Origin of the sequence: Pseudomonas citrullilanati (assembly GCF_030580855.1) — a bacterium.
GTDB lineage: Bacteria > Pseudomonadota > Gammaproteobacteria > Pseudomonadales > Pseudomonadaceae > Aquipseudomonas > Aquipseudomonas citrulli.
In genome coordinates this window covers 224837-248493 of record NZ_JAUQOP010000002.1, presented here as the reverse complement: position 1 = coordinate 248493, position 23657 = coordinate 224837, and the positions used below count along the sequence as shown (strand labels likewise).

Here is a 23657-nt window from a genome sequence, read left to right as displayed (position 1 = left end):
GGCATAGGCTTACTGGATCTCCTCCGGCTTGACGATCACCCAGTTCTTGTCCGCCGTCACCGGCAGCCCTTCCTTGGCCTGGGCGGCAGCGTGCTTGGCCATCATGCCGTTGAGCTGGGTCATGTATTTATCCTTGCGGTTGACCCACAGGTGGATGCCGCCCTTGGCCACGTCCACATCGTGGAACAACATGTAGCCATCGCTGCTCGGCGTATCGCCGCCCACCAGGACCGGTTTCTTCCACTCGTCGATGTAGGTCAGGATTGCCGCGTGCTTGCCGGCCATCCAGGTCGCCGGCGTCCACAGGTAGGGCGTGTATTCCAGGTCCAGGTTGGCCTTCTCGTCATACTTGCCGGCAGTGATCTGCTTGCGGGCCGTGGTCAGCTCGCCCGTCTTGCGATCCTTGAGCAGCGTGGTCACGCCGATCACGTTCTGCGGCTTGAGGTTGTAGCCGTACTTCGGATCTGCGGCGACCATGCGCACCAGCTCTTCCGACGCCGCGGTCATGACATAGACCTCGATGCCATTTTCCATCAGCTTGTTGTACAGCTCGGCCTGGCCGGCGAAGACCTTGGGCGGGTTGACGTTGTAGTCGACCACCTTGTCGCCATCGTAATACGTGGTTGGCACCGGCTTGCCGGAGGCCATCAGCTCGTCGACGTAGCCCTTGAGCTCTTTCAGGGTGAAGCCGGAGAACACCTGGGCCACCCATGGGTAGCAAACCATGTCGTCCACTTCGCACAGGCGATAGTAGTAACTGAACAGGCTTTCCTTGTGATCGGCTGTGTCCTTGAACGGCATCAGCTTGAGGGACGGGTCCAGGGTTTCCCGGGTGATGAGGCCCTTGTTCTCCATGAACGGCAACAACGATTCCTCGAGGTCGTAGCGGTAACTGGTGTTGTCCATGTCGAACACCGCGTAGTTACCCTTGTTGGCGTTGGCCGCGATCATCGCGTCCAGGGCCTTGGCCTGTTCGGCCGGCCAGTGCTTGAGTTCGGTGGCGAGCGCCTGGCCGACCAGGCCCAGGCTCAGGGCGACAGCGAGAAAACGAGGTGCGAGCTTCATCGGCATTTCTCCCAGGGTCAAAGAACCCGACGCTAACAAATGCGTGTGACAGTCCTCGCCTGACCGCGACCGCTTGCGTCTTGAAAACGCCAGCGACGTACCTGCAAACGCCACGTCCTTATTCCATAAACGACATTCAACATGCCTTTTTAATATTAATTCATTAGTTATCAGGCTGTTAGGCTTCCCGGCTCGCAGTCGCAGCATCACGCGGCTGGCAAAGTCTTAACGGAGCTCTCTCGATGAATCTGCCGCTGATCCTCAATCTGCTGGTATTCCTCGCCTTGCTGTTCGGCCTGGCGCAAACCCGTCACCGAACCTGGAGCCTGGCGAAAAAAGTGTTGCTGGCCCTGGTGCTGGGCGTGGGCTTCGGGATCGCCCTGCACACGATCTACGGCGCCGGCAACCCGGTGCTCAAAGCCTCGATCGGCTGGTTCGACCTGGTCGGCAACGGCTACGTGCAACTGTTGCAGATGATCGTCATCCCACTGGTCTTCGCCTCGATTCTCAGCGCCGTGGCGCGCCTGCATAACGCCTCGTCCCTGGGCAAGATCAGCTTCCTGACCATCGGCACCTTGCTGTTCACCACGGCCATTGCCGCGCTGATCGGCATTGGCCTGACCAACCTGTTCGGCCTCACCGCCGAAGGGCTGGTCGCCGGCACCCAGGAACTGGCGCGCCTGCAAGTGATCCAGAGCGATTACGCCGGCAAGGTCGCCGACCTGAACATCCCGCAACTGCTGCTTTCGTTCATTCCGCAAAACCCCGTTGCCGACCTGGCCCGGGCCAAGCCGACCTCGATCATCAGCGTGGTGATCTTCGCCGCGTTCCTCGGCGTGGCCGCCCTGCAGTTGCTCAAGGATGACGCGGAAAAAGGCCAGAAAGTGGTCGACGCCATCGACACGCTGCAAAGCTGGGTCACGCGCCTGGTGCGATTGGTGATGAAGCTGACGCCCTACGGCGTGCTGGCACTGATGACCAAGGTGGTGGCCGGCTCCAACTTGCAGGACATCATCAAGCTCGGCAGTTTCGTGGTGGTGTCGTACCTGGGCCTGGGCCTGATGTTTGTCGTCCATGGCCTGCTGGTCAGCGCGGCGGGCATCAACCCGCTGCGGTTCTTCCGCAAGATCTGGCCGGTGCTGACCTTCGCCTTCACCAGCCGCTCCAGCGCGGCGACCATCCCGCTGAGCATCGAAGCCCAGACCAGCCGCCTCGGCATTCCGCGCGCCATCGCCAGCTTCGGCGCATCGTTCGGCGCCACCATCGGCCAGAACGGTTGCGCCGGCCTCTACCCGGCCATGCTGGCGGTCATGGTGGCGCCAACGGTGGGCATCAACCCGCTGGACCCGGTGTGGATCGCGACGCTGGTGGCGATCGTCACCCTGAGTTCGGCGGGCGTCGCCGGGGTCGGTGGCGGGGCGACATTCGCCGCGTTGATCGTGCTACCGGCCATGGGCCTGCCGGTTTCACTGGTGGCGCTGCTGATTTCCGTCGAACCGCTGATCGACATGGGTCGCACGGCGCTGAACGTCAGCGGCTCGATCACCGCCGGGGCGATCACCAGCCAGGTGATGCAGCAGACCGACAAGACCCTGCTCGACGCCGATGAACATGGGGAGTTGGTGCACGCTTGATCGCCTGATACCTGTGGGAGCAAAGCTTGCTCCCACAGGTATAGCTCCCACATGGCTTACAACTTCTCCCACACCTCGAAGCTGTAGGCCGGCTTGTCCCCTTCGGCCGGGTTTGGCTGGTTCGACACCAGCGTCCACTGGCTCGCATCGAAAGGCGGAAACCACGCATCCCCCTCCGGGCTCAGCGCCACGCGGGTCAGGTACAACCGATCGGCGTGTTCCAGCGCCTGGGCGTACAGCTGCGCACCGCCGATCAACATCAGTTCATCGACCCCCTGTTCCTGGGCCCAGGCCTCGGCCCGCTCCACCGCGGCGTCGAGGCTGGAGAAGACTTCCGCGCCCTCGAGCAACAGGCCCGGTTGGCGGCTGACCACGATGTTCAGGCGCCCCGGCAGCGGGCGACCAAGGGAATCCCAGGTCTTGCGCCCCATGATGATCGGCTTGCCCAGGGTGGTGGCCTTGAAGTATTTGAAATCCCCCGGCAAGTGCCAGGGCATGCTGTTGTCGACGCCGATCACGCGGTTTTCACCGAGGGCCGCGATCAGGCTTAAGGGGAGTGATTTTTTCATGCCGCCGAGGATACCAGAGGCTCGCCATACCCCGACAGGCGCCACAGCGGTTATGCTCAAGCCTCATCCAAGCAACGGAAGCGCCCGTGACGAAACTGCAAGAACTCTGGTTGACCGAGGCCATTCGCCTGCGTGAAGAGCACGCCGGCCCGCTCGAAGACCAGGAAGCCAATCGCCTGGCCCGCGCGGCAGGCGGTGAGTTGTCCACCCGTATCCGCTACCGTGCGCGCTGGCTGGCCGAGCGCGATGGCCTCGTCCTGGCCCTGCGCCACTGGTTGCAAGGGGCGCGCCTGGCGTTGGTGGTGCTGGCGGTGCTGGCCGTGGTCAGCGGCGCCGGCCTGGGCTTGGCCGCGCTTGGCGACGGACAGACGCCGGTCAATGTGTTCTGGGCCGTGGGCAGTCTCCTGGGGCTCAACCTTGTCCTGCTGATCGGCTGGGCCCTCGGCCTGGCCTTCGCTGGCGGCCAGGATGCCGTGCTGGGCCGCGTGTGGTTGTGGCTCAGCGAGAAGCTCGCCCGCGATGCCCGGGCGGTCCAATTGGCGCCGGCCCTGTTGCTGTTGTTGCAGCGCAAGCGGCTCAACCGCTGGGTCCTCGGTGCGCTGGTCAATGGCGCCTGGCTGGTGGCGATGGCCAGCGCGCTGGTCATCGTGTTGATGCTGCTGGCGACCCGGCGCTATGGCTTTGTCTGGGAAACCACCCTGCTGGGCAGCGAGACCTTTATCGCCCTGACCCGTGGCCTTGGCGCACTGCCTGCCCTGCTGGGTTTCAACGTGCCGACCGTGGAGATGATCCGCGCCAGTGGCAACGGCGCCCTGGACTTCGACAGCGCCCGCCAGGCCTGGGCCACCTGGCTGGTGGGCGTGGTGCTGGTCTACGGCGTGCTGCCGCGCCTGGGCCTGGCGCTGCTGTGCCTGTGGCGCTGGCGACGCGGACGTGCGGGCCTGGACCTGGACTTGAACCTGCCGGGCTATGCCCAATTGCGCGAACGCCTGATGCCCAGCAGCGAGCGATTGGGGATCAACGACGCCGCGCCCGCGCAGTTGCACCGGGTTGAAAGCCCTGTCAGCACAATGGAAAGCGACGGTGCGCTGCTGGTGGCGATCGAGCTGGACGAGCGGCCCTGGCCGCCGAAGTTGCCTGACTCGGTGAAAAACGCCGGCATCCTCGACAGCCGTGAATCCCGCCACAAACTCCTCGAACAGCTGTCGCGCTTTCCACCGGCGCGACTGGCGATTGCCTGTGATCCGCGCCGCTCGCCGGACCGCGGCAGCCTGGCGTTGATCGCCGAACTGGCCCGCAGCGCCAGCGCTACACGCGTCTGGCTGTTGCAGGCGCCGCCCGGCGAAGCGCTGGACGCCGAGCGCCTGGGCGACTGGCACAGCGCGCTGCAACAGCTGCAATTGCCCTTCGCCGACTGCGCGCCCATGAGCTGGCTGGAGAGCGGCCATGACTGATCCCATCAAGCCGTTGAAGCTGGCCGTGGTCGGCCACACCAACGTCGGCAAGACCTCGCTGCTGCGGACCCTGACCCGGGACGTCGGCTTCGGCGAAGTGTCCCATCGCCCGAGCACCACCCGCCACGTCGAAGGCGCACGCCTGTCGGTGGACGGTGAAGCCCTGCTGGAGCTCTACGACACCCCCGGCCTGGAAGACGCCATCGCCCTGCTCGACTACCTCGAGCGCCTGGAGCGCCCCGGCGAACGCCTGGACGGCCCGGCACGCCTGGCCCGTTTCCTCGAAGGCAGCGAGGCACGGCAACGCTTCGAACAGGAAGCCAAGGTGCTGCGGCAACTGCTCGCCAGCGATGCCGGCCTCTATGTCATCGATGCCCGTGAGCCGGTGCTGGCCAAGTACCGGGATGAACTGGAAGTCCTCGCCAGTTGCGGCAAACCGTTGCTGCCGGTGCTCAATTTCGTCAGCAGCGCCCAGCACCGCGAGCCCGACTGGCGCGAAGCCTTGGCGCGCCTGGGGCTGCATGCCCTGGTGCGCTTCGACAGCGTCGCGCCGCCCGAGGATGGCGAACGACGCTTGTATGAAAGCCTCGCGCTGTTGCTGGAAAGCGCCCGCGGGCCATTGGAGCGGTTGGTTGCCGACCAACAGGCGCAACGCCTGGCCCGCCAGCAGAGCGCCGCGCGCTTGATCGCCGAGCTGTTGGTCGATTGCGCCGCTTGCCGTCGCAGCGTGGCCAGCGACCCCGAGCGGGAGCGCCAGGCCATCGACGAGTTGCGCAATGCCGTACGCCAGCGCGAACAGCGTTGCGTCGAGGCGCTGCTCAAGCTCTTTGCCTTTCGCCCCCAGGACGCCGCCGCCAGTGACCTGCCACTGCTCGACGGACGCTGGGGCGATGACCTGTTCAATCCCGAGACCCTCAAGCAATTGGGCGTGCGGGTGGGCGGTGGCATTGCCGCTGGCGCGGCGGCCGGTGCCGGGGTGGACTTGCTGGTGGGCGGCCTGACCCTCGGTGCCGCCGCCCTCGCCGGAGCCATCGCCGGCGGTGCGCTGCAAACCGCCCGCAGCTATGGCAATCGGCTGATGGGCAAACTCAAGGGCCAGCGTGAACTGACGGTGGACGACAGCGTGCTGCGCTTGCTGGCCCTGCGCCAACGACAACTGCTGCAAGCCCTCAACCAGCGCGGGCACGCGGCCCTGGACAGCATCCGCATCGCCACGCCCCAAGGGGACAAGACCTGGCGCGAAGGCAAGCTGCCCGACGCGCTGGCCAAGGCTCGCGCCCATCCCCAATGGTCGTCTCTCAACCCCCAGGCGCGATTGAGCCAGGCCGAACGGCAGGAACAGATCGAGCGGTTGGCCGAGCAGCTCTAGATGACACAACTTGCTAGGGAACATGATGCCCCCTGTGGCGAGGGGATTTATCCCCGCTGGGGTGCGAAGCAGCCCCCGAATGGTTGACCACGATTAACCTGACACACCGAGGTGACGGGTTTTGGGGCTGCTGCGCACCCCAGCGGGGATAAATCCCCTCGCCACAAGAGAGCAGCGTTGCCCCGTAGTTACTCGTCGATCAAGGCTTTGAGGGCCGCCGCCGCTTCAGCCAACTCCAGCTCACTGAACACCTTCACGCCATGGCGCTTGAGCAAGGCCGCCGTCACGCCTTCGCCACGGACTTTCACCCCACTGAACGTCCCGTCGTAGGTCAACAGGTTTCCACAGGAGGGGCTGTTGGCCTTGAGCACAGCGACCCGGATGCCGTGTTCGCGGACCAGCGCCAATGCCTGGTGGGCGCCCGACAGGAACTGCGCGCTCACGTCCTCGCCCTGCGTGGTGATCACCACCGCCTGGCCGTCGAGCACCTGCCCGCCTTGTCCACCGGGAATCTCCGCGGCGGCCCGGGGCGTGGGCAGGCCACCGGCGACTTCCGGGCACAGCGGCACGACCCGGCCCTGGTCGAGCCAGTGCTGGAGTTGATCGAACGGCCCGCTGGCGCCACCGTCATAGCGCACGCGGTGGCCGAGCAGGCAGCGGCTGACCAGGATCTTTTCCATGGCTCAGAACAACTCGTTGCCGCGCCGGCGGAACCAACCGGTCAAGGACAGGCGATCGCGCGTGGCCGGCAGGACTTCATGGGGGATCTCGCCGGAAAGGAACACCACCAGGCATCCACCGACGGGCGTCACGTCATGCGCCACGCCTTCGTCCAGGTACATGCGCAGCTGGCCACCCTGTTCCGCCGACCAGGCGTCATTGAGGTAGAGCACCGCCGAGACCATGCGCCGGTCGTCGTCGCGGAAGCGGTCGACGTGCTTGAGGTAGAACGCCCCGGGCGGGTACAGCGCGAAATGGCTCTCGAAATCCTCCAGGCCCAGGAACAGCCCGCGATTCATCGCCTCGCGCAGGCTGTCCATCAAGCCCAGGTAGTGGTCGCAGGCCTGTGCCTGGCCGGGCTCGATCCACTGGATACGATCGCCCCGGATGCCTTCGCGGATTTCCGAGAACGGTCCCCGCCCGACCGCTGCCGGGGCCAATTCGCCTTCGGCGGCCCGCTGGCGACACTCGGCCGCCAGGGCACGGGTCAGCGCGTCCGGCAGGAACAGGTTCTGCTGCGACCAGCCGCGTTCGGCCAGGTCGTCGACGATGCGTAACAGCAGTGGGTGATCAGAAGGTATGGGCATGGCGCGCATAGTATGCCTGTGCCCGCAAAACCGACAGCGCCGCGCAGCGACTTTACGGCGTCAAGTAGCACTGGCGTACGAACTCGATACGAATTCTCGACAAGTCCCCATGCCCCACGGAGAATAGTCGGCTGCTGACAGGAGTCCCTATGCGCCGTTTGCTTTTCTCACTGTTGATGTTCTGCGTATTGCCCGCCTGGGCAGACAGCTATGACCAGTTGTACAAGGTCGCCGGCTGGCCGGAACAACGGGCGCATTTCACTGACGCCCTGGGCGCGGCCCAGCAGCGCTACCAGAACAGCCTGCCGCCAGCGGTGTTCCAGGCCCTGGTGAACAACAGCAACCAGCGCTTCGCCCCCCAGGCCATGGACCAGCGGGCCGAGGCGCAGATGCGCAAGAACCTCCGCGACCCGGACCCAGCGCTGAATTTTTTCCAGACGCCCCTGGGGCGCAAGGTCGTGGCGGCCGAGTTGCTGGCGACCCGTCGCGACCAATTGGCAAAGAACGCCAAGGGCCTGCCGAAGATGCAAGCCAGTGACAACCGCCTGCTGATCATCGGCCACCTGGCCCAGGCGCTGCCCGCCCGCGAGGCCGGCGCCGAGGTCAGCCTGGCGATCGCCGGCGTCGCGGCCGACAGCCTGAGCTCGATGATCCCCGGCCTGCTGGGCGCCGGCCAGGCCCAGGGCATGCTGAACGGCCAGCGCCAGCGGCTGATGGAGCAGATCGGCGCGGACCTGAACAACACCCTGCTGTATGTCTACCGTGACCTGAGCGATACCGAACTGGAAGAATTCGCCACCTTCGCCGAATCAGCCGAGGGCCAGGCGTACTATCAAGCCGCGCTGGCGGCGATTCGGGCGGGGTTGGCGGTGGGGCAGAATCTCGGGCAGTAGTTTTGCAGCGCCGGTACTGGCGCTATCGCGAGCAGGCTCGCTCCCACTGGGCCGGACTCATTGACCCCCTGTGGGAGCGAGCCCGCTCGCGACAGCCATCGATACTTCAGCGCCGCATCCGGCTCATCCTTTTTTCCAGAAACCCGAACATCTCCTGGCGCATCGCCAGGGTCTCGTTCGCCAGGTGATGCCGGCCCTCGGGCAGCATCAGCACCTGGGGCCGGTCGAACTTGCTGCGCAACACGTCCAGGTTGTGCTTCCAATCCACTGTCATGTCCGCCTGCCCCTGCACGATCAATGGCTGGCGCGGGCTGCCCGGGGCGGCCTCGATACGCTTGATCCACTGGCCCAGCGCCCCGACCCACGCCGTGGGCAGGCGCAGCGGTTGCAGCGGGTCGGCTTGCAGGAACGGCAGGAACTGCGGATCGCTGGAGTTCTCGCTGAAGCGCCGGGCGATGCCGGTCACGAACGGCTTGAGCAGGTAATAACTCAGCCGCGACCAGCCCCACGCCCGCGGGCGCACCAACGGCGACAATAGGATGACCTGGCCCTGGGCCGGGCTGTGGGCGCCCTGGTTGAGCACATGATCGACCACGATGGCGCCGCCCGTGCTCTGGCCGCACAGGTGCCAGGGCTGGGGCAGCGCCAGCGCGCCGGCCTCGCCCAACAGGCCCTGCAAGGTCGCCTGGTACTCGGCGAAATCATCGATGCTGGCGCGCTCGCCGCTGGACAGCCCGTGGCCCGGCAGGTCGCAGGCGATCACCGCGAAGCCTTGTTCCAGGCCCCACTCGATCAGGTGCCGGTACAGCCCCATGTGGTCGTAGTAGCCGTGGAACACAAACAGCGTCGCCACGGCTTTTTCCGGCCACCAGACCTGGCTGACCAGCGTGTACCCCGGCACCTCGAAGCACCCCAGCCCCGAGCGCACCTTGCGCCCGGGAAAGTCCAGGCCATAGAAGCGCTGGTACGCCTGGGCTTGCTCCGACAAGGGTTGCCACCGGGCCAGGGGTTGCAGGCTGGCACGCAGGAGATCGGGATCGAAAGGAGCAGGCATCAATAGGTCCAGGCAGAAGCGCATCGCGCGAAACAGACTTTGTAGGCCTGCGATATTCATCTGTCGCGGCGGGCATGGCAAGCTACGCGGCCCCGGAGGATCGATACCATGCGCCCGTCCCACCGCACGACCTTGCTTGCCAGCCTGCTCGCCCTCGCATGCGCCGCCCTGCTGTGGGTGGCCTACGACTGGTTCCAGGGACGCTTCCTGCGGGCTTTCAGCCAGCATACGGCGGTGTTCTCCGGCGAACCGCTGCGCCTGCCCTCCGAGCTGGCCGGCCCTGGCGCGATCCGCCTGGTGCATTTCTGGGACCCGGCCTGCCCCTGCAACGTCGGCAACCAGCAACATCTGGCCGAGCTGATCGATCAATACACGGCCCGAGGCGTGGAATTCTATGCGGTGCAGAAAGCCGGCAGTCACGGCCAGCTGCCGACGACGCTGAGCCGCCTCAGAGCCCTGGACACCCTCCCCGGCTCCAGCCAGATTCCCGCAAGCCCCGCGGTGGCGATCTGGGACCGCAGCGGTCAGCTGGCGTACTTCGGCCCCTACAGTGAAGGACTCACTTGCAACTCGAGCAACAGCTTTATCGAACCGATCCTCGAAGCGCTTAGTGCAGGGCGCAAAGTTGATGCCACTAACACATTGGCAGTCGGTTGTTATTGTCCCTGGTCAACTCCAAAGTGACTAAGCCGAACTACGAAGCGTATTGCCTGAATCTTCTTGCGCAGTACTAAACGATCGAACATTTGTTTGATAGTAGAGCGTTTGCTCCAAACGCTCGCTGGCGCTGAACCGTTTGTCGGATCCAATTTCCCAAGGGCCGCGCAGGACACTCATTTTTTCGGCCAAACCCCATGCCAGACGGGTCGCCAAGGGGTATTCGGGCAATCCTGCCGTTGAGCTGAAACGATTAACATCTGCCGTGCCAGCATGAACTTTTTTTTAATCGGTTCTCTAAACCTCCGTAGCAAACAGAACGTTGGTCTCAAGTCGGTCGTGACGCGGTGCGGGAAATATCCACGTGCCTTTGATCTTTAACTTGTCGGCCTCCTACCAAAACAAGAATGGAATCGTCAGTGATGCAAAAGATGCTTTGCGCTGCACTTTCCACTACCCATAAAGAGGATGTTCTCAACCTCGAGGCGTTCGCCCAAAGTGTCGCGCCGCTCATGGTCGACGTGCTGTTGCGCGGCGAAACCGGCACCGGCAAGGACACCCTGGCGGAGAAGATCCACCGCATGTCCGGGCGCTCCGGCAAGTTCGTCGCCATCAACTGCGCGGCCATTCCCGAGAGCCTCGCCGAGAGCCAGCTGTTCGGGGCCAACACCGGTGCGTTTACCGGCGTCAGCCAGAGTCGCGCGGGGTTCGTCGAGGCGGCGCACAATGGAACGCTGTACCTGGACGAGGTCGACAGCATGCCCCTGGCACTGCAAGCCAAGCTGCTGCGCGTGCTGGAATCCAGGACCGTCCAACGGTTGGGCTCGACCCAGAACATCCCGGTGAACATGCGGGTGATCGCCTCCGCCCAGTGTCCCTTGGCGGAGATGGTCGAACGGGGCGAGTTTCGCCGCGACCTGTATTTCCGCCTGAACATCGTCAGCCTCAAGCTGCCGCCCCTGCGCAGCCGCAAAGAGCGCATCGTGCCGCTGTTCCAGTCACTGGTGCGGCGGGAAGCCAAGGCCCTGGACCGGCCCTACATCGCCCCGTCGCCGGAGCTGCTGTGCCAGCTGATCGGCTATGCATGGCCCGGCAACATCCGCGAGCTGCAGTCCGCCGCCAAACGCTACGTGCTGGGCCTGCCGGCGCTGCCTCGCGCCGAACAATCGGAGCGCTGCAACACCACCCTCAACCTGAAAGAGCAACTGCAGCAGTTCGAGAAAGTGCTCATCGAAGACTGCATGCGTCGCCACCATCGTCATATCGACAAGGTCATCGCCGAACTCGGCATCGCCCGTCGCACGCTCTACTACCGGATGAAGTGCCTGGAAATATCGATGAGTTGAGTGCCGGGGGTGGAACCGTTTCCACCTGCGCCGCCACCTAACCATCGAGACCCTCACAAGCGTCTCGCCATTCCACAATCCGGAGATACGACTATGAGTTTTGGTGGAGCTTCCCTTGCGGCCTCCATGGCGGCCATGCAGCAGATGGACGCTACCTCGGCTGCGATGACGACCATGAAATCCGAATTCGACCAAAAGAAACTGATCGCCGACACCATGAACGCCATCTCGGCCGAGTCCATGGACAGTGCCACCAAGGCCATCACGGCCATGGGGGAGGCGTCCAAGAACATACGATTCTGACGACTCGCTTCAAGCCCCGCCGCGGCGGGGTCTCTTCAAGCGCGATGAGATCAGGCCCATGCACATCGACCGGCTGAACAGCCTTCGTCCCCCCGCCGTCCTTTCACACGATGACCCCACGCAGCGCCGCAGCCCGATTTCCCAGGGCGTGGCGGACGCGGTGATCGAGCACCTGGCGCAGCATGCGACCGGCGGCCGATTGAAGGAATCGCTCGTGCGATGGGGCGGTGAACACGACTCGGGCTCCGGGCGGTCGCCCTTCGGCTGGCAGCCCCCGCAACAGGGCTTGGCCGTGGAAACGGAGGCCCCCCTGAACCTGGTGCTGGCGGACATCCTGGAAGAGATCAACGGCGGGACCGGCCAGAACCTGGAGGTCGACATCGACGATGCGTACTCGGACGAAGACCTGTTTGGCGACCTGGCGCAGATGTTCGCCCATCGCCGGCCGCCCATCGGCGACAACGACGTCGGCAGCCAGAGTGATTTCGGCAGCGCGAACAACCCCTTCTGCGGTGCGCTGTTCAGTGCCTGGGAAACCGGAGGGCCGCTCGACCGGCACAACGCCAGCCTGCGCCTGCTGCTCAAGCTCATCGCCATGCTGGGCCGGCGCAAGCTGCTGACCCTGCTGGACATCGACGACCGCGCAGGCCAGGCGCGCTATGAGCCGGACGACCAGGACCTGTTGTTCGAGGTCGCCAGCTTCATGGATCAACACCCGCTGCGCTACCCACCGCCCGCGAGCCACGACGGCGAAGCCGGGACATGGACCGAGCGCATCGCCCTTGGCACGCCCCTGGAGGCCCGCGAGACCCGGCTGTTCCAACTGGCCCTCGAACAACTGGACCTGGCCTTGGGCCGCCTGGCCGGCCAATACCCGGTCGCGCATCGACGCGCCAGGCGCAGCCGCGAGGAAATCGAATTTCACCTGAGCGTCACCGGCAGTGCCCGCAATGTCCTGCGGCTGATGTGCGCCTGACGGCATCGGCCCTGTTTGTTTCATCCCCGTAGATTGGAGAAGCCCATGGAAATACAAGCCATCGATGCCAGCCAACTGGCCTCTTCCCCGGCCAAGACAAGCGCCAGGCCGCCGGCCAGCGCCGAAGCCAGCGACGTCAGTTGGTTCAATGCGCAGATGCAAGAAAAAACCCCGGCGCCGGACCGTGAAAACAACGTCGCGGCGCGGATCATCGACTCATTGTCGAGCCGCTCCGGCGAGCTGCAGCGACTGGACGAACGCGCCAATCGCGACATGCTCAAGGCCATCCGCACCGCCGACCCGCAGGACATGCTGCAGTCGAACCGATCGTTATCGTCATTTCACCTGGAAAGCCTGATGACCGCAAAATTGGTCAGCAAGGGTTCCCAGGCGATCGAGAAGCTCACCAACCTCCAGTAAAGGAAACACCGGCCATGTTCATGCGCGCCTGCTCAACGCTGTTACTGTGCCTGCTGCTCACGGCCTGCGAGGAGCGGTCGGCGCTGCACAGCCGCCTCTCCGAGCAGGATGCCAACGAAGTGATCGCGGAGTTGGCGGACAAGGACATCGAGGCGAGCAAGCAGGTCGACAAGGACGGCATGACCGTCCTGGTCGAGACCGCCGACATGAACAGCGCCGTCCACGTCCTGGAAGCCGCCGGCCTGCCGCGGCGCTCCCGCTCCAGCCTGGGGGATATCTTTCGCAAGGAAGGGGTCATTTCCACGCCGCTGGAAGAGCGCGCCCGGTACATCTACGCATTGTCCCAGGAACTCGAATCGACCCTGTCGCAGATCGACGGCGTGGTGCTCGCCCGGGTCCATGTGGTCCTGCCGGAACGGGTCGCGCCGGGGGAGCCGGTGCAACCGGCGTCGGCGTCGGTGTTCATCAAGCACACCGGGGCCCTGGACCCCGACAGCATCACGCCACGGGTGCGCAACCTGATCGCCAGCGGGATCCCCGGCATGGCCGACGCGGCCCACAATGCGAGCAAGTTGTCGGTGGTATTCGTACCCACCACGCCGTACCAGGAGCGGCGCAAGATGGCGCACTTCGGGCCGTTCGTCATGCAGGCCGAGGAAGTCGCCTACTGGCGGACCGTCACCGTGGTGGCCGGCATCACCTTGCTCGGCATCCTGCTGGGCGCCTGCTACGGCCTCTACCGGTTGTGGCGCAAGGGGGCCCTGACGCTGCCGCGCTTTCTCGAAGGCAAGCTCGCCCGGCCGAGCACACCCGGCGCACCGCCGGGCCACCCGGCGGCCACCTTGTTCGCGGTCAAGAAGCCGGGGGCCGGGGCCGCTGACAAAGGGTCCGCCGCATGAACGCCGCGCTGGAATGGGTCCATTGGTGGCACCACGCCTGGCGCCAGGCCGCCCCCGAATGGCAGCCGCCCGGCCTTGACCGGCTGGCCGCGCCACACCTCGACGCCCTGGCCCGTGGCCAACACGCCGCATTGGCCAGGCGCTTCGGCATGACGCCCTGCCAGCCTCCCAGGCCGAGCCCGGCGGTGCAGGCGCTGCTGTGCGCGCCGGCCGCGCTGGCCCTGGCTTGTGAATTGGTGGCGGCCACGTGTACACCGTTGACGGCAGCCCCGGCCCTGTCGGCCCAGGACCGCGCCTGGTGCGAACGCACCGCCAAGGCGTTGCGCCCCGGGCATTGGCTCGAACCGGGCCAGGATCCGCTGGCGTTACTGCGCGCCTGGCTCGGCGAGGCGACCTGGCAACGGGCGCGCCTGGCGTTCCCCCGGGCACGAATCCTCACCGTCGAAAGCGGCGCGGCGCCCACCGCGCCCGCGGCCAGGCTCGACACGCTCTGGCAATCCGCTTGCTGGAAAGCCGGGCAAAGCCTGGCGCCCCCTGCCCCCACCGCCAACGACACGGAGATGCACGATGCTCGCCCGGCGCACCCTTGAACTACGCCCCGAAGGCCAGGGCCTGCTACAGCCCTACATCGCCCGCGAAACCCTGGTGGATTGCGCCCGTGCGCAACGCGTCATCGAACACGCCCGGGAGCAGGCCGCGCAGTTGCTCGAACAGGCCAGCGAAGTGGCCGAGGCGAAGGTACTCAAGGCCCAGGCGCAGTTCTGGGCCAAGGCCGACGCCCTGCTCGCCACATGGGAAGCGCAACGCCAGGCGATGTGGGAACAGATCGAAGCCAGCGCCGCACGCCTGGTCAACGAGGCCTTGCAGACCCTGCTGGACGAGGTGCCTGAAGCGGCGCGCATCGACGCCCTGGTACGCCAGCTGGCGCATCGGCAACGTGACCCGGCCGATGCCACCCTGCGCTGTCATCCCGACGACCTGGCGAGCCTGACCCGCAGCCTCGACGGCGCCGACCCCCGGCCCTGGACGCCGGTGGCTGATGCCGGCATGGACCGCCACCAAGTGAAGCTGCAAACCCCCGGCGGCACGTTCCTGCTCGATTGGCCAAGCGCCGTCGAGGCCTTGCGCCTGCCCGAAGCGTAACCCTGCCCCACCGGCGTCTTTTCTCTTTTCCTCGCGGAACCGTCACGGGCGTAACCACCACTCACCCGGTGAACACGCCCAAGTCCGGAGGAACCGTTTATGTCTTCTATCGATGCCCTGCAACGCCGCCTCGACACCTACTTCCAGCGCGCCACCGACAACGTCAACAACGCGGCGATGAACGCCGCAGAGAGCCAGTCCCTCGACGACATGCACACCTTCCTCACCAGCATGAACGGCATGTCGGTGGCGGTGACGGCGGCCACCCAACAGACCACGGCCCACCACAACCTCGCCAAGGCGATCATCGATGCAATGCCATGAGCTGCGCGCACAACTGATCCGCTGGCGCGCCGGGGCCGAGGAGCCTGCGCCTTTCGTCCTGGTCATCGACGACGGCGAGGTCATCTTCGACAAACTCGAAGACGTGCTGTTGCTGTCGGTCGAGCTGTCCGCTTCGGTGTCCAGCGAGTCGGCCCTGGAAGAGGTGCTCCGGCTGGCCCACCCGAGCCTGTCGCGATTTCCCGGTGCGCTGGCGCGTTCGCCCCACGACGCCCGGTTATGGCTGGTGGCGCAGTTGGCGGCGCACGGGCATGTCGACGACCTGATGGAGTTGCTCGAAGCCCTGCTCAACCAACGCGACACCTGGCAATCGATCCTTCACAAAGCCCCGCGTGGCGCAGCGGCGCCCGTGGCGCGACGGCCCTCGCCCACCTATTTTTCCGGAACAGGACTGCGCCATGCCTAACCCGTGGTTTACGCCGTACCGCTTGATGACCGAAGGCAACGCTCGCCTCCGCCAATTGATCGCCTCGCGCTGGGCGAGCCCCTCGCTGGTCGCGCTGATGCTGGCCGGCACCCTCGGCCTGGCGACGCCGGCCCTGGCAGCCGTGCCCACCGACTGGAAAAACACCCCCTATGCCTATGACGCCCAGGCCACGCCGCTGACCAAGGTGCTCGACGATTTCGCCAACACCTTCGGCGTGCAGTTGGTGATCGACGGCACCGTCAAGGGCACGGTGGAAGGCCGGATGCGCGCGGAAAGCCCCCAGGCGTTCCTCGACCGGCTCGGGCTGGAGAATCGCTTCCAGTGGTTCGTGTACGGCAACAGCCTGTACGTCAGCCCGTTGCAGAACCAGCGCTCCAAGCGCCTGGAAGTGTCCGCCGATGCCGGGCCGGACATGAAACAGGCGCTGACCGATATCGGCCTGCTGGACCCGCGGTTCGGCTGGGGCGAGTTGCCCGACGAGGGCGTGGTGCTGATCACCGGTCCCGAGCGCTACGTGCGCCTGGTGACGCAGTTCGCCAAGGCACGCAAGACGCCCGAAGAGAAGCAGGAAGTCATCAGCTTCCCGCTGCGCTACGCCACAGCGGCCGACCGCAACATAAAGTACCGGGGCGAAACCCTGGTCATTCCCGGGGTCGCCAGCATCCTGCGGGGCCTGCTGGAAAACCGCGGTTCGACCTCGGGCGCCGCGCCCACGGCCCTGCCACAGGCGTCCTTCCAGAACATGCAGGCCAACCAGTCGATGGCCATGGGCAACATCGAACAACTGGCGTTCAACGGCATGGGCCGGCCGAACACCACGCGCGTGCAGCCCGGCGAAAGCAGCGGGGGAAGCCGCGGCAAGATCCGCGTCGAAGCCGACGTGCGTAACAACGCCGTGCTGATCTACGACGCGCCCAAGCGACGGGAGATCTATACCCCGCTGATTCGCGACGTGGACGTGCCGCGCAAGCTGGTGGAAATCGACGCGATCATCCTGGACATCGACCGCACCCAACTGGCCGAACTGGCCTCCAACTGGAACGTCGAGAGTGGCGACCTGATCGGCGGCGCCTCGATGCTGCGCCCCGGGGCCAGCTCGACGGTATTCATCCAGGACTACGGTGACTTCTCCGCGCAATTGCGCGCGCTGGAGGGGCGCGGCCTGGCCACGGTGGTCGCCAATCCCTCGGTACTGACCCTGGAGAACCAGCCGGCGGTCATCGATTTCAGCCGTACCGAATACCTCTCCGCCATCGGCGAGCGCGTCGCCAACATCGAACCCATCACCGCCGGCACCAGCCTGCAGGTGGTGCCGCATGCCATCGAGACCGGCGGGCACAAGCAGATCCAGATGGCCCTGGACATCGAAGACGGCCGCATCGAACCCTCGGAAGTGGGCCAGCAGACGCCCAGCGTGCGGCGCGGCGTGGTCAGCACCCAGGCGGTCATGAGTGAAAGCCGCTCGCTGGTGGTGGGCGGTTTCCACACCGAGGAAACCGGCGACAACCTGGAACGGGTGCCCTGGCTGGGACGCATTCCGCTGCTGGGGCCGTTGCTGTTCTCCTCGACCACCCGCGAGACCAATCGCCGGGAGCGGGTGTTCATCCTGACGCCACGCCTGATAGGCGACCAGGTCGACCCGGCCCGCTACATCTCGACCCTCGACCGCGCACAGGTCGACAGCGCGATGGCGCGTGTGGAAGAGCGGCGCAACGGCAAGCGCCCGGTGGGTCGCCTGGAGGTCAGCGACGTGCTTGCCCGACTGGCCGACGGCAACATCCCGGCCACGTTCAAGCAGGCCGATTCGATTCCCTATTCCCCCGAGACACTGTGCGCCTTGCAGCCCGGCTTGACGCTGGATGCCGCCCGGGCCCAATGGTTCGCCGGTCCCGACTACGGCATCGCCGTGGGCGTGGTGCGCAACGATGGCCAGCGGCGGCTGCGCTTCGACGAAGCGAGTTGCGGCAGCCGCTGGACCCTGGCCGCGACCGCCTGGCCGAAAGTGTGGCTCGAACCCGGCGAAGAAACCGAAGTGTTCGTGGTCATGAACCAGCCCACCCGGGTGCCGGGCGGCGAGCGCCCTTCCCTGTTGCAAACCACCGCGAGGATGACCCCATGAGTCGCACACCGCTGCTGCTCGCCGTACTCCTGAGCCTGCCGGTATTCGCCGGCTGTGCCAGCCGCTCGGGCTGCCAGGCCGAATCCTGCGAGCGTGCCGAACCCGACCACGCGCGCATCGTCGTATGGTGGTCGCCCGGCATGCGTGGCGGCCTCGGCTCCCCCGAACACCCCCTCGACCATACCGTCGTCCCTTTGGAGAACTGAATCGGCATGTCTTTCTCGGTGCACAACGCAAGCACTCGCCAAGCTTTTCAAAAGAACATCATCGCCGGCATCGCGACGTATTGGGAGATCGCCCCCGGCATCGAGTTCGGCTTGAGACGCGAGCCTCACAGCGTGGGGCTCGCGCTGCAAGTACAAAGCCAGGTGCTACGCGCCAACCAGATCCAGCAAGCGCTCGAACGACGCTTCGCCAACCCGTTGGAATACGCCCAGCTGTTCGTGTTCCTCGACCCGCAGCGCGCGCTGGTGGTATGGCAGGCGCTGCCGGACTCATCGATCACCCCTGGATTGCTCGACGAGATCCAGTCCCGACAGCTGTCGCTGCTGGGCCTGGAAGACCTTGACGACCGTCCGGCCACCTACTGAGGCCCGCCATGACCGCCGCCCCGCTCGCCCAACGTTTGATCTCGGCCCTCGCCGACCACCTGCACGCGGACTTGCAACTGGAGGACGGCGTGTGCGCGCTCTATGACAAGGCCGACCGTGAAGCGGTGGTCATCGAATTGCCCGAGCACAGCGACATGGCCATCCTGCATTGCGCGATCGAGGTGACGGCCCACGCACCCGGCCTGCACAAGCGCCTGCTGGAACTCAACTTTCGCCTGGACCTGCTCGGCGGCAGCTGGCTGGCCCTGGACGACAAGGCCTGCGTGCGCCTGTGTGCCCACAGCGCGTTGTCGACGCTCGACGAGACGCGCTTCTGCCACTGGGTCGTGGGGTTCGTCGCCCAGGTCAACGAAGTGCGTCCACGCATCCTCGACCTGGCCAAGCCCGGCGAGCCGCGTCCGGCGTCCCTCGCGATAAACCGCACCCGTCTGGGCTGAACGGCCCTCGCGCCCCACCGGGCAAGCCGGGCGGGGCGCGGGGCCGCGCTGGGCCTCAACGCAGCTTCATCGCTTCGCCCCCTTCCTGCATGACCTTCCGGGCGCTGTCCAGGAAGCCCTTGGTGACCTCGCTCACCGTATCGGCCATCAGCTTGCTCATGTCCGCGGCGGTCTTGACTTGCAGCATCGCCGCCTGGCGTTCCTCCATGCCCATCTGCAGTTCGAACTGGCGCTCCATCAACTGTTTCTGGCGGGCCTCCATGTCACTCATGAGCGTTTGCGCAGAGGCGGGTGCCGCTGGCGGTGTCGGTGCATCGGTGTCGCTGGACGGTCTCGGCTCGGGGGTATGGGACCTGGCGCGGGCCTGGCGGTCGGCCTCCCGCGTGCGGGTTCGGCCGCGCTGATGCAACGTCGGCGGCGTCGAGGACGATCGTCCCCGCGCCTGCAAGCTCTGGCTGGTGCGGCGTTGTTGTGCTTCGAGGGGCTGCTGGCTCAATGAAGACGAGCTGGACGACTGGGCGCTGTCGACCCCGTGCAGGGCACCTGTGCGCCCGATAGGGCTTGGGTCATGGGGCATGGGAGATTCTCCGGTGGGTTCATCACGGACGATTCGCCGGGCTTGTCGGGCGAATCCGGCTCATCCCCTGAGTGGCGGCCGAGTGGCGATCGGTTCCATCCCGTGATCTCAGCGCCGGTTCAACTCCGGAATTTCGATGACCTCGTCCTTGGCCTCGTCGTCCAGCTCCCGCAGCACCCGGTAGATGTGCGCCACCGCCTGGAGCGTCTCGCGGGGGATGAAGCCGCCGACGTCTTCGCGGTAGATCGTGCGCGCCAGCCAGATGCACTGGATCACCGGGATCCGCGCGGCCTTGGCCCGCTCGATCAGCGCACGGGCCTCGGCATCGACGCCTTTGACGATGAGCTGCGGCAGCGCGGTTTCCTCGGGCCGGTAACGCAGCGCGACGGCGAAGTGGGTGGGGTTGACCACCAGCATGTCGGCGTCTTCCACCGGCTTGGCTTCCTTCTCGGCGGGCTGCCCGGCCAACTGCTTGGCCAGGTTGCGACGGTGCATCTTGACGTGCGGGTCGCCCTCCATTTCCTTGAACTCCTTGCGCACCTCTTCCTCGCTCATGCGCAGGCGTTTGGCAAAAAAGTACTTCTGCAGGCCGAAGTCGACGATCGCCAGCACCAGCAACACCCCCAGGCAGGTGTGCATGATGTGCCGGAACAGGCTGGCCAAGCCGCGCCAATAGGTCTGCAGGTCGCTGTTGACCAGGCTGATCAGCGCCCCGAGCGCCGGCATCGTGACCAGGTACAGCACGGCTGCGATGAACGCGGCCTTGACCAACCCCATGAACAGGTTGATCAACGCTTGCCCGGAAAACATCTGCTGGGCCTGGTTCATCGGGTTCAGGCGATTCGGGTCGGGGCGCAGGGCCTCGGGGGAGAACAGGAAGCCGAACTGTATCCAGCCGGCCACCAGCCGCGTGGCGATCGCCAGCCCCACGGTCATCAGGGTGAAACCGAGCAGCACGCTGCCGGCGTGGGCCAGGGTTTCCTCGAAGGCCCGCACGAAGTCGACATCCAGTCGATGCAGCGGAAAGGCCACCAGGTCTTGCAGCGCCTGCATGCTGTCGTCGGCCAGCGTCAACGCCACCTCGGTGATGGCCGCGAGCACCAGCAGGCTGCTGAGGTCCTGGCTCTGGCCGACCTGGCCTTTGTTGCGGGCGTCGCGGATCTTCTTCGGCGTCGCGCTCTTGGTCTTTTCGCCACTGTCTTCGCTCATTGGCGACCTCCTTCCTCAGGGCGCCTGCAACAGCAGGTCGAGCAGGTGCCGGATTTCCCCGTAGCGCAGGAGGCGGCCGGTCATCGCGTCCCACAGCGTGGGCAGGTAGAACAGCAGGAAGCCCAGGCCGATCAGGCTCTTGGCCGGCATGGCCAGGACAAACACCTGCAGTTGCGGGCTGTACAGGCTGAGCAGCGCCAGGCTGAACTCCACCAGCAGCAACAAGCCAATGAACGGCGCGGCGTAGAGCAGCATGTGCATGAACATCTCGGCGAGCAACCCGAGGAACACGCCGAAGCCATCCGCCCCGGGCAACGGAAACCAGACCGTGGGCGACCAGACCAGGTAGCTGTCCCAGATCACCTGGGTCAGGGTGCCGATGCCCAGGGTGGCGACCAACAGCAGGATGATCATCTCCTTGAACAGGTGGCCCAACGGCGTGGTGTCGGTGCCCAGCGCCGGGTTCAACTGGCCGCCGATGAGCGCGCCGCGCTGGTTGTCGAGCAAGGCCCCCACCGACTCGTAGAGCCAGAACGGCATCGCCAGCAGCACCCCCAGCAGGAGGCCCAGTATCAGCTCCTTGACCATCAGCCCGCCCAGGGTCAGCCAGTTGACCTGGGCGTCGATCAACGCCTGGCGGATCCCCGGGGCCGGCAACAGGCTCAAGGCGAACACGATGGCGTGGCGTGGCAAGCCGCGCAGGTGCTGGAAGCAGAACACCGGCACCAGGTAGGCCACCGGGTAGATACGCGCCATGGCGAGCGCCACCGACAGCAGCAGGTCGAAGTAAGGCAGGAACGCCGAGGCCGCCATCAGGTGTTGGCCATCATTTCAAAGGCCCGGCGCAGCAACCCCATCAATTCCCCACCCACCCAGCGCCCGGTCACCAGCAGGGTCAGCCCGACCGCCACCAGCTTGATGCCGAACGGCAGCGTCTGGTCCTGGATCTGCATCAGGGCCTGCACCAGCGAGGTCAGCACCCCCACCAGCACCGCCACGATCAGTGGCGGCGCGGAGAGCAGGACCACCAGCAACATGCCTTCCTTGAACAGCGTCATCGCGTCCATCGCAGGTCCTCACAGGTAGGAATAGAAGAGGCTGTCCAGGAGCTGCGTCCACCCTTGGGCAAGCACGAAGACCAGCAACTTGAGCGGCAACGAAATGGTCATGGGCGCGACCATCTGCATGCCGAGCGCCAGCAGCAGGTTGGACACGATCAGGTCGATGACGATGAACGGGATGTAGATCAAGAACCCCATCTGGAAGCCAGCCTCCAGCTCCGACAGCATGAACGCCGGGATCAGCAGCATCAGGTCGTCGCGACTGGCCTGCTCGGCACGTTCCTTCGGCCACATCCGCTGGGTGTTCTCCAGCAGGTGGGTGAGGATGTCCGGGTTGGTGTTGCGCGACATGAAGGCTTGCAGCGGCTTGATCGCGTTCAGGGCCGAATCCTGCAACGCCTCGGTGTTGCTGAAATCCAGCGGCCGTTCCTTGAGCGCTTCGGCGACGTTGTGGCCGACCGGCGCCATGATGAACAGCGTCGCGGCCAGGGCGATGGCATACAGCGCCATGTTCGGCGGCACCTGCTGCACGCCGATGGCGTTCCGGGTGATGGTCAGCACGATGGCGATCTTGAGGAACGCGCTGCAGATGATCAGCAACAGCGGGACCAGGGAGATCCCGCCGATGAACAGCGCCAGCAGGAAGGGGTCGACCCCCTGGAAGCTCATCCAGCCACATCCACGCGGACGATCTGCAGGCCCAGCCGGCCGTCGACCTCCACCAGCTCGCCATGGGCCAGGGGCCGTTCGCCATGGAACAGGGACCCGGCCCCCGCCGCCACGCCCTGTACTTGTAGCACCGCACCGGGGGCCAGGTTACGCAGTTCGCCCAAGGTCAGGCTCAAGTGACCACAACGCACCGTGAGCGCCAGCGGCAGATCGTCGAAGCGCTCGCGGAGGTCGGCGGCCAGCGGCGGGGCCGTCGCTGCGTCTTCGGCTTCGGCATCGATGCCGGCCTGGACCGGGTCCAGGCCGGCCGGGTCGAACGCCTCGGGAGCCTGGTCGTCGGGGGTGTAGCGAGCGGTGTCATCCCATTCGGGCGTCAGGATGTCGGTGTCGGCGGTGGTGCTCATGTCGGTCTCCTCGAGCGCGAGTACGGTCAGGTGCAACGGCGCGGCGTGGCTGTGCACCCGCACCTGCAAGCAATGCCGGCCCAGGCGCACCAGGCCCTGGCCGGATGAATCGAATAGGTGTGTCTCGGGTATCACCACGTCACCGGGGCGCAAGGCAGCGAGCTGGCCGGCGGCCAGCGCCAGGTGCCCGACCAGCAGCGGCACCCGCAGGACGACGTGTTCGGCCCACGGTGCGACCCGCCGCTGCCAAGGCGCGGCGTCGAGCAGGCCGAGCAGGGTCTGGCCGGGTATGTCCAGGTGGCTGACCACGCAAGCCACCCCCAGGCGAACTTCGAGCCGACAGGCAATGCCACCGCCCCCGGCCGCGGTCAGCGGCTTGAGAAAACCGAAGGCCTGGCGCAAGGCTTCACTCAGGGTCTGGTGAAACAGCGACCAGAACCATTCGTCATCCGCTCCCGGCTCGGCGGGCAAGACCACCGGGCACTCGCCGAACAGGCTCAGCACCGCGCCGGGCTCGCCCAGGGTAAAAGCACCGTGGGCACACTCGATCGCACACGGTGTTGCGCCGGTGGGGCCATTGCCCAGGGTCAACGCCAACCGCCCGGCCTGCCCCGCCACGTCGAACGGCAATTCGACGCCCGCCCCCAGCCGTTGGCGGGCGACGGCCTCTTCGGCGCCGATCGATGGCAGCGCCAATGCACATGCGCTCATG

The 23657-nt window shown here is 65.9% G+C and carries 29 protein-coding genes; 18 read left to right on the top strand and 11 right to left on the bottom strand.

Translation table 11 applies throughout. The features are described from left to right. Positions 1–9: 9 nt before the first annotated feature. The gene (locus Q6A48_RS02680) at positions 10–1065 is read right to left on the bottom strand and encodes an HAD family hydrolase (RefSeq protein WP_304551762.1); all 1056 of its coding nucleotides are present in this window, start codon (positions 1063–1065) and stop codon (positions 10–12) included. Between the two features lie 242 nt (positions 1066–1307). Here Q6A48_RS02680 and Q6A48_RS02675 point away from each other — a divergent pair, with 242 nt between their 5' ends. After that, entirely contained in the window at positions 1308–2699 is a 1392-nt protein-coding gene (locus tag Q6A48_RS02675) for an L-cystine transporter (protein WP_304551761.1), read from the top strand. A gap of 56 nt (positions 2700–2755) precedes the next feature. Here the strand turns inward: Q6A48_RS02675 and Q6A48_RS02670 are convergent, their stop codons facing one another. Continuing rightward, entirely contained in the window at positions 2756–3268 is a 513-nt protein-coding gene (locus Q6A48_RS02670; RefSeq protein ID WP_304551760.1) for a dihydrofolate reductase, read from the bottom strand. Positions 3269–3354: 86 nt separating this feature from the next. On the opposite strand from Q6A48_RS02670, the gene Q6A48_RS02665 reads away from it, so the two are divergent. After that, complete coding sequence (locus Q6A48_RS02665; RefSeq protein WP_304551759.1) at positions 3355–4722, top strand: DUF2868 domain-containing protein; 1368 nt, start codon at positions 3355–3357, stop codon at positions 4720–4722. Further along, positions 4715–6091 (top strand): GTPase/DUF3482 domain-containing protein, encoded by a 1377-nt coding sequence (locus Q6A48_RS02660; RefSeq protein WP_304551757.1) that lies wholly within the window; start codon positions 4715–4717, stop codon positions 6089–6091. Before Q6A48_RS02665 ends, Q6A48_RS02660 begins: the two co-directional genes overlap by 8 nt. A 188-nt stretch (positions 6092–6279) precedes the next feature. On the opposite strand, the gene Q6A48_RS02655 is transcribed toward Q6A48_RS02660, so the two are convergent. Next, positions 6280–6771 carry a 2-thiouracil desulfurase family protein gene (locus Q6A48_RS02655; protein WP_304551756.1) on the bottom strand — a complete coding sequence of 164 codons (492 nt, stop codon included), beginning with the start codon at positions 6769–6771 and terminating at the stop codon, positions 6280–6282. Between the two features lie 3 nt (positions 6772–6774). Continuing rightward, positions 6775–7407: a 2OG-Fe(II) oxygenase gene (locus Q6A48_RS02650; protein ID WP_304551754.1), complete on the bottom strand. Its 633-nt coding sequence runs from the start codon at positions 7405–7407 to the stop codon at positions 6775–6777. 140 nt (positions 7408–7547) lie between these two features. Between Q6A48_RS02650 and Q6A48_RS02645 the strand changes: the two genes are divergently transcribed. Continuing rightward, positions 7548–8291 (top strand): hypothetical protein, encoded by a 744-nt coding sequence (locus tag Q6A48_RS02645; RefSeq protein ID WP_304551752.1) that lies wholly within the window; start codon positions 7548–7550, stop codon positions 8289–8291. Between the two features lie 106 nt (positions 8292–8397). Here the strand turns inward: Q6A48_RS02645 and bipL are convergent, their stop codons facing one another. Then, positions 8398–9345: a phospholipase BipL gene (gene bipL, locus Q6A48_RS02640; RefSeq protein ID WP_304551751.1), complete on the bottom strand. Its 948-nt coding sequence runs from the start codon at positions 9343–9345 to the stop codon at positions 8398–8400. A 108-nt stretch (positions 9346–9453) separates the two neighbouring features. On the opposite strand from bipL, the gene Q6A48_RS02635 reads away from it, so the two are divergent. The 14 genes from Q6A48_RS02635 to Q6A48_RS02570 all read left to right on the top strand — a co-directional run bounded on the left by Q6A48_RS02635 (position 9454) and on the right by Q6A48_RS02570 (position 19025). Continuing rightward, on the top strand, positions 9454–10029 hold the full coding sequence (locus tag Q6A48_RS02635) for a DUF6436 domain-containing protein (protein WP_304551750.1): 576 nt from the start codon (positions 9454–9456) through the stop codon (positions 10027–10029). A gap of 395 nt (positions 10030–10424) precedes the next feature. Beyond that, on the top strand, positions 10425–11348 hold the full coding sequence (locus tag Q6A48_RS02630; RefSeq protein WP_304551748.1) for a sigma 54-interacting transcriptional regulator: 924 nt from the start codon (positions 10425–10427) through the stop codon (positions 11346–11348). Beyond that, positions 11349–11651, top strand: coding sequence for a type III secretion system major pilin HrpA (locus Q6A48_RS02625; RefSeq protein WP_501991671.1), 303 nt, complete (start codon positions 11349–11351; stop codon positions 11649–11651). Between the two features lie 58 nt (positions 11652–11709). Beyond that, positions 11710–12627, top strand: coding sequence for a type III secretion protein (locus Q6A48_RS02620; RefSeq protein ID WP_304551745.1), 918 nt, complete (start codon positions 11710–11712; stop codon positions 12625–12627). A 45-nt stretch (positions 12628–12672) separates the two neighbouring features. Next, on the top strand, positions 12673–13047 hold the full coding sequence (sctI, locus tag Q6A48_RS02615) for a type III secretion system inner rod subunit SctI (protein ID WP_304551743.1): 375 nt from the start codon (positions 12673–12675) through the stop codon (positions 13045–13047). A 14-nt stretch (positions 13048–13061) separates the two neighbouring features. Further along, positions 13062–13946 (top strand): type III secretion system inner membrane ring lipoprotein SctJ, encoded by an 885-nt coding sequence (sctJ, locus tag Q6A48_RS02610; protein ID WP_304551742.1) that lies wholly within the window; start codon positions 13062–13064, stop codon positions 13944–13946. Beyond that, positions 13943–14536, top strand: a complete 594-nt coding sequence (locus Q6A48_RS02605) for a type III secretion protein (protein ID WP_304551740.1) — start codon at positions 13943–13945, stop codon at positions 14534–14536. The genes sctJ and Q6A48_RS02605 overlap by 4 nt, the downstream gene beginning before the upstream one ends. Then, entirely contained in the window at positions 14514–15089 is a 576-nt protein-coding gene (gene sctL / locus Q6A48_RS02600) for a type III secretion system stator protein SctL (RefSeq protein ID WP_304551739.1), read from the top strand. Before Q6A48_RS02605 ends, sctL begins: the two co-directional genes overlap by 23 nt. 99 nt (positions 15090–15188) lie before the next feature. After that, positions 15189–15413: a serine kinase gene (locus Q6A48_RS02595; RefSeq protein WP_304551738.1), complete on the top strand. Its 225-nt coding sequence runs from the start codon at positions 15189–15191 to the stop codon at positions 15411–15413. After that, entirely contained in the window at positions 15400–15837 is a 438-nt protein-coding gene (locus tag Q6A48_RS02590) for a type III secretion system chaperone (protein WP_304551737.1), read from the top strand. The genes Q6A48_RS02595 and Q6A48_RS02590 overlap by 14 nt, the downstream gene beginning before the upstream one ends. After that, positions 15830–17977 (top strand): type III secretion system outer membrane ring subunit SctC, encoded by a 2148-nt coding sequence (gene sctC, locus Q6A48_RS02585; protein WP_304551736.1) that lies wholly within the window; start codon positions 15830–15832, stop codon positions 17975–17977. Before Q6A48_RS02590 ends, sctC begins: the two co-directional genes overlap by 8 nt. Continuing rightward, positions 17974–18183 (top strand): HrpT family type III secretion system protein, encoded by a 210-nt coding sequence (hrpT, locus tag Q6A48_RS02580; protein WP_304551734.1) that lies wholly within the window; start codon positions 17974–17976, stop codon positions 18181–18183. Before sctC ends, hrpT begins: the two co-directional genes overlap by 4 nt. Positions 18184–18189: 6 nt before the next feature. Then, positions 18190–18567 (top strand): hypothetical protein, encoded by a 378-nt coding sequence (locus Q6A48_RS02575; protein WP_304551732.1) that lies wholly within the window; start codon positions 18190–18192, stop codon positions 18565–18567. A gap of 8 nt (positions 18568–18575) precedes the next feature. Next, complete coding sequence (locus tag Q6A48_RS02570; RefSeq protein WP_304551731.1) at positions 18576–19025, top strand: type III secretion system chaperone; 450 nt, start codon at positions 18576–18578, stop codon at positions 19023–19025. A 55-nt stretch (positions 19026–19080) separates the two neighbouring features. On the opposite strand, the gene Q6A48_RS02565 is transcribed toward Q6A48_RS02570, so the two are convergent. The 6 genes from Q6A48_RS02565 to Q6A48_RS02540 form a co-directional block, all read right to left on the bottom strand. Then, positions 19081–19602 (bottom strand): type III secretion system major pilin HrpA, encoded by a 522-nt coding sequence (locus Q6A48_RS02565; RefSeq protein WP_304551728.1) that lies wholly within the window; start codon positions 19600–19602, stop codon positions 19081–19083. Positions 19603–19710: 108 nt separating this feature from the next. Beyond that, positions 19711–20811 carry a type III secretion system export apparatus subunit SctU gene (gene sctU / locus Q6A48_RS02560; RefSeq protein WP_304551727.1) on the bottom strand — a complete coding sequence of 367 codons (1101 nt, stop codon included), beginning with the start codon at positions 20809–20811 and terminating at the stop codon, positions 19711–19713. A gap of 15 nt (positions 20812–20826) precedes the next feature. Further along, a complete protein-coding gene (gene sctT, locus Q6A48_RS02555) occupies positions 20827–21624 on the bottom strand; it encodes a type III secretion system export apparatus subunit SctT (RefSeq protein ID WP_304551726.1) in 798 nt (265 codons plus the stop codon). Next, positions 21624–21878: a type III secretion system export apparatus subunit SctS gene (gene sctS / locus Q6A48_RS02550; protein ID WP_042731017.1), complete on the bottom strand. Its 255-nt coding sequence runs from the start codon at positions 21876–21878 to the stop codon at positions 21624–21626. Before sctS ends, sctT begins: the two co-directional genes overlap by 1 nt. Positions 21879–21887: 9 nt before the next feature. Next, on the bottom strand, positions 21888–22541 hold the full coding sequence (gene sctR / locus Q6A48_RS02545) for a type III secretion system export apparatus subunit SctR (protein ID WP_304551723.1): 654 nt from the start codon (positions 22539–22541) through the stop codon (positions 21888–21890). Then, entirely contained in the window at positions 22538–23656 is a 1119-nt protein-coding gene (locus Q6A48_RS02540) for a FliM/FliN family flagellar motor switch protein (protein ID WP_304551721.1), read from the bottom strand. The genes sctR and Q6A48_RS02540 overlap by 4 nt, the downstream gene beginning before the upstream one ends. Position 23657: the final 1 nt, after the last annotated feature.

Excerpts from the sequence above, each read along its gene's own strand:
- Q6A48_RS02680 (WP_304551762.1), bottom strand. The coding sequence starts at position 1,065 with ATGAAGCTCGCACCTCGTTTTCTCGCTGTCGCCCTGAGCCTGGGCCTG.
- Q6A48_RS02675 (WP_304551761.1), top strand. The coding sequence starts at position 1,308 with ATGAATCTGCCGCTGATCCTCAATCTGCTGGTATTCCTCGCCTTGCTG.
- Q6A48_RS02670 (WP_304551760.1), bottom strand. The coding sequence starts at position 3,268 with ATGAAAAAATCACTCCCCTTAAGCCTGATCGCGGCCCTCGGTGAAAAC.
- Q6A48_RS02660 (WP_304551757.1), top strand. The coding sequence starts at position 4,715 with ATGACTGATCCCATCAAGCCGTTGAAGCTGGCCGTGGTCGGCCACACC.
- Q6A48_RS02655 (WP_304551756.1), bottom strand. The coding sequence starts at position 6,771 with ATGGAAAAGATCCTGGTCAGCCGCTGCCTGCTCGGCCACCGCGTGCGC.
- Q6A48_RS02650 (WP_304551754.1), bottom strand. The coding sequence starts at position 7,407 with ATGCGCGCCATGCCCATACCTTCTGATCACCCACTGCTGTTACGCATC.
- Q6A48_RS02645 (WP_304551752.1), top strand. The coding sequence starts at position 7,548 with ATGCGCCGTTTGCTTTTCTCACTGTTGATGTTCTGCGTATTGCCCGCC.
- bipL (WP_304551751.1), bottom strand. The coding sequence starts at position 9,345 with ATGCCTGCTCCTTTCGATCCCGATCTCCTGCGTGCCAGCCTGCAACCC.
- Q6A48_RS02635 (WP_304551750.1), top strand. The coding sequence starts at position 9,454 with ATGCGCCCGTCCCACCGCACGACCTTGCTTGCCAGCCTGCTCGCCCTC.
- Q6A48_RS02630 (WP_304551748.1), top strand. The coding sequence starts at position 10,425 with ATGCAAAAGATGCTTTGCGCTGCACTTTCCACTACCCATAAAGAGGAT.
- Q6A48_RS02620 (WP_304551745.1), top strand. The coding sequence starts at position 11,710 with ATGCACATCGACCGGCTGAACAGCCTTCGTCCCCCCGCCGTCCTTTCA.
- sctI (WP_304551743.1), top strand. The coding sequence starts at position 12,673 with ATGGAAATACAAGCCATCGATGCCAGCCAACTGGCCTCTTCCCCGGCC.
- sctJ (WP_304551742.1), top strand. The coding sequence starts at position 13,062 with ATGTTCATGCGCGCCTGCTCAACGCTGTTACTGTGCCTGCTGCTCACG.
- Q6A48_RS02605 (WP_304551740.1), top strand. The coding sequence starts at position 13,943 with ATGAACGCCGCGCTGGAATGGGTCCATTGGTGGCACCACGCCTGGCGC.
- sctL (WP_304551739.1), top strand. The coding sequence starts at position 14,514 with ATGCTCGCCCGGCGCACCCTTGAACTACGCCCCGAAGGCCAGGGCCTG.
- Q6A48_RS02595 (WP_304551738.1), top strand. The coding sequence starts at position 15,189 with ATGTCTTCTATCGATGCCCTGCAACGCCGCCTCGACACCTACTTCCAG.
- Q6A48_RS02590 (WP_304551737.1), top strand. The coding sequence starts at position 15,400 with ATGCAATGCCATGAGCTGCGCGCACAACTGATCCGCTGGCGCGCCGGG.
- sctC (WP_304551736.1), top strand. The coding sequence starts at position 15,830 with ATGCCTAACCCGTGGTTTACGCCGTACCGCTTGATGACCGAAGGCAAC.
- hrpT (WP_304551734.1), top strand. The coding sequence starts at position 17,974 with ATGAGTCGCACACCGCTGCTGCTCGCCGTACTCCTGAGCCTGCCGGTA.
- Q6A48_RS02575 (WP_304551732.1), top strand. The coding sequence starts at position 18,190 with ATGTCTTTCTCGGTGCACAACGCAAGCACTCGCCAAGCTTTTCAAAAG.
- Q6A48_RS02570 (WP_304551731.1), top strand. The coding sequence starts at position 18,576 with ATGACCGCCGCCCCGCTCGCCCAACGTTTGATCTCGGCCCTCGCCGAC.
- Q6A48_RS02565 (WP_304551728.1), bottom strand. The coding sequence starts at position 19,602 with ATGCCCCATGACCCAAGCCCTATCGGGCGCACAGGTGCCCTGCACGGG.
- sctU (WP_304551727.1), bottom strand. The coding sequence starts at position 20,811 with ATGAGCGAAGACAGTGGCGAAAAGACCAAGAGCGCGACGCCGAAGAAG.
- sctT (WP_304551726.1), bottom strand. The coding sequence starts at position 21,624 with ATGGCGGCCTCGGCGTTCCTGCCTTACTTCGACCTGCTGCTGTCGGTG.
- sctS (WP_042731017.1), bottom strand. The coding sequence starts at position 21,878 with ATGGACGCGATGACGCTGTTCAAGGAAGGCATGTTGCTGGTGGTCCTG.
- sctR (WP_304551723.1), bottom strand. The coding sequence starts at position 22,541 with ATGAGCTTCCAGGGGGTCGACCCCTTCCTGCTGGCGCTGTTCATCGGC.
- Q6A48_RS02540 (WP_304551721.1), bottom strand. The coding sequence starts at position 23,656 with ATGAGCGCATGTGCATTGGCGCTGCCATCGATCGGCGCCGAAGAGGCC.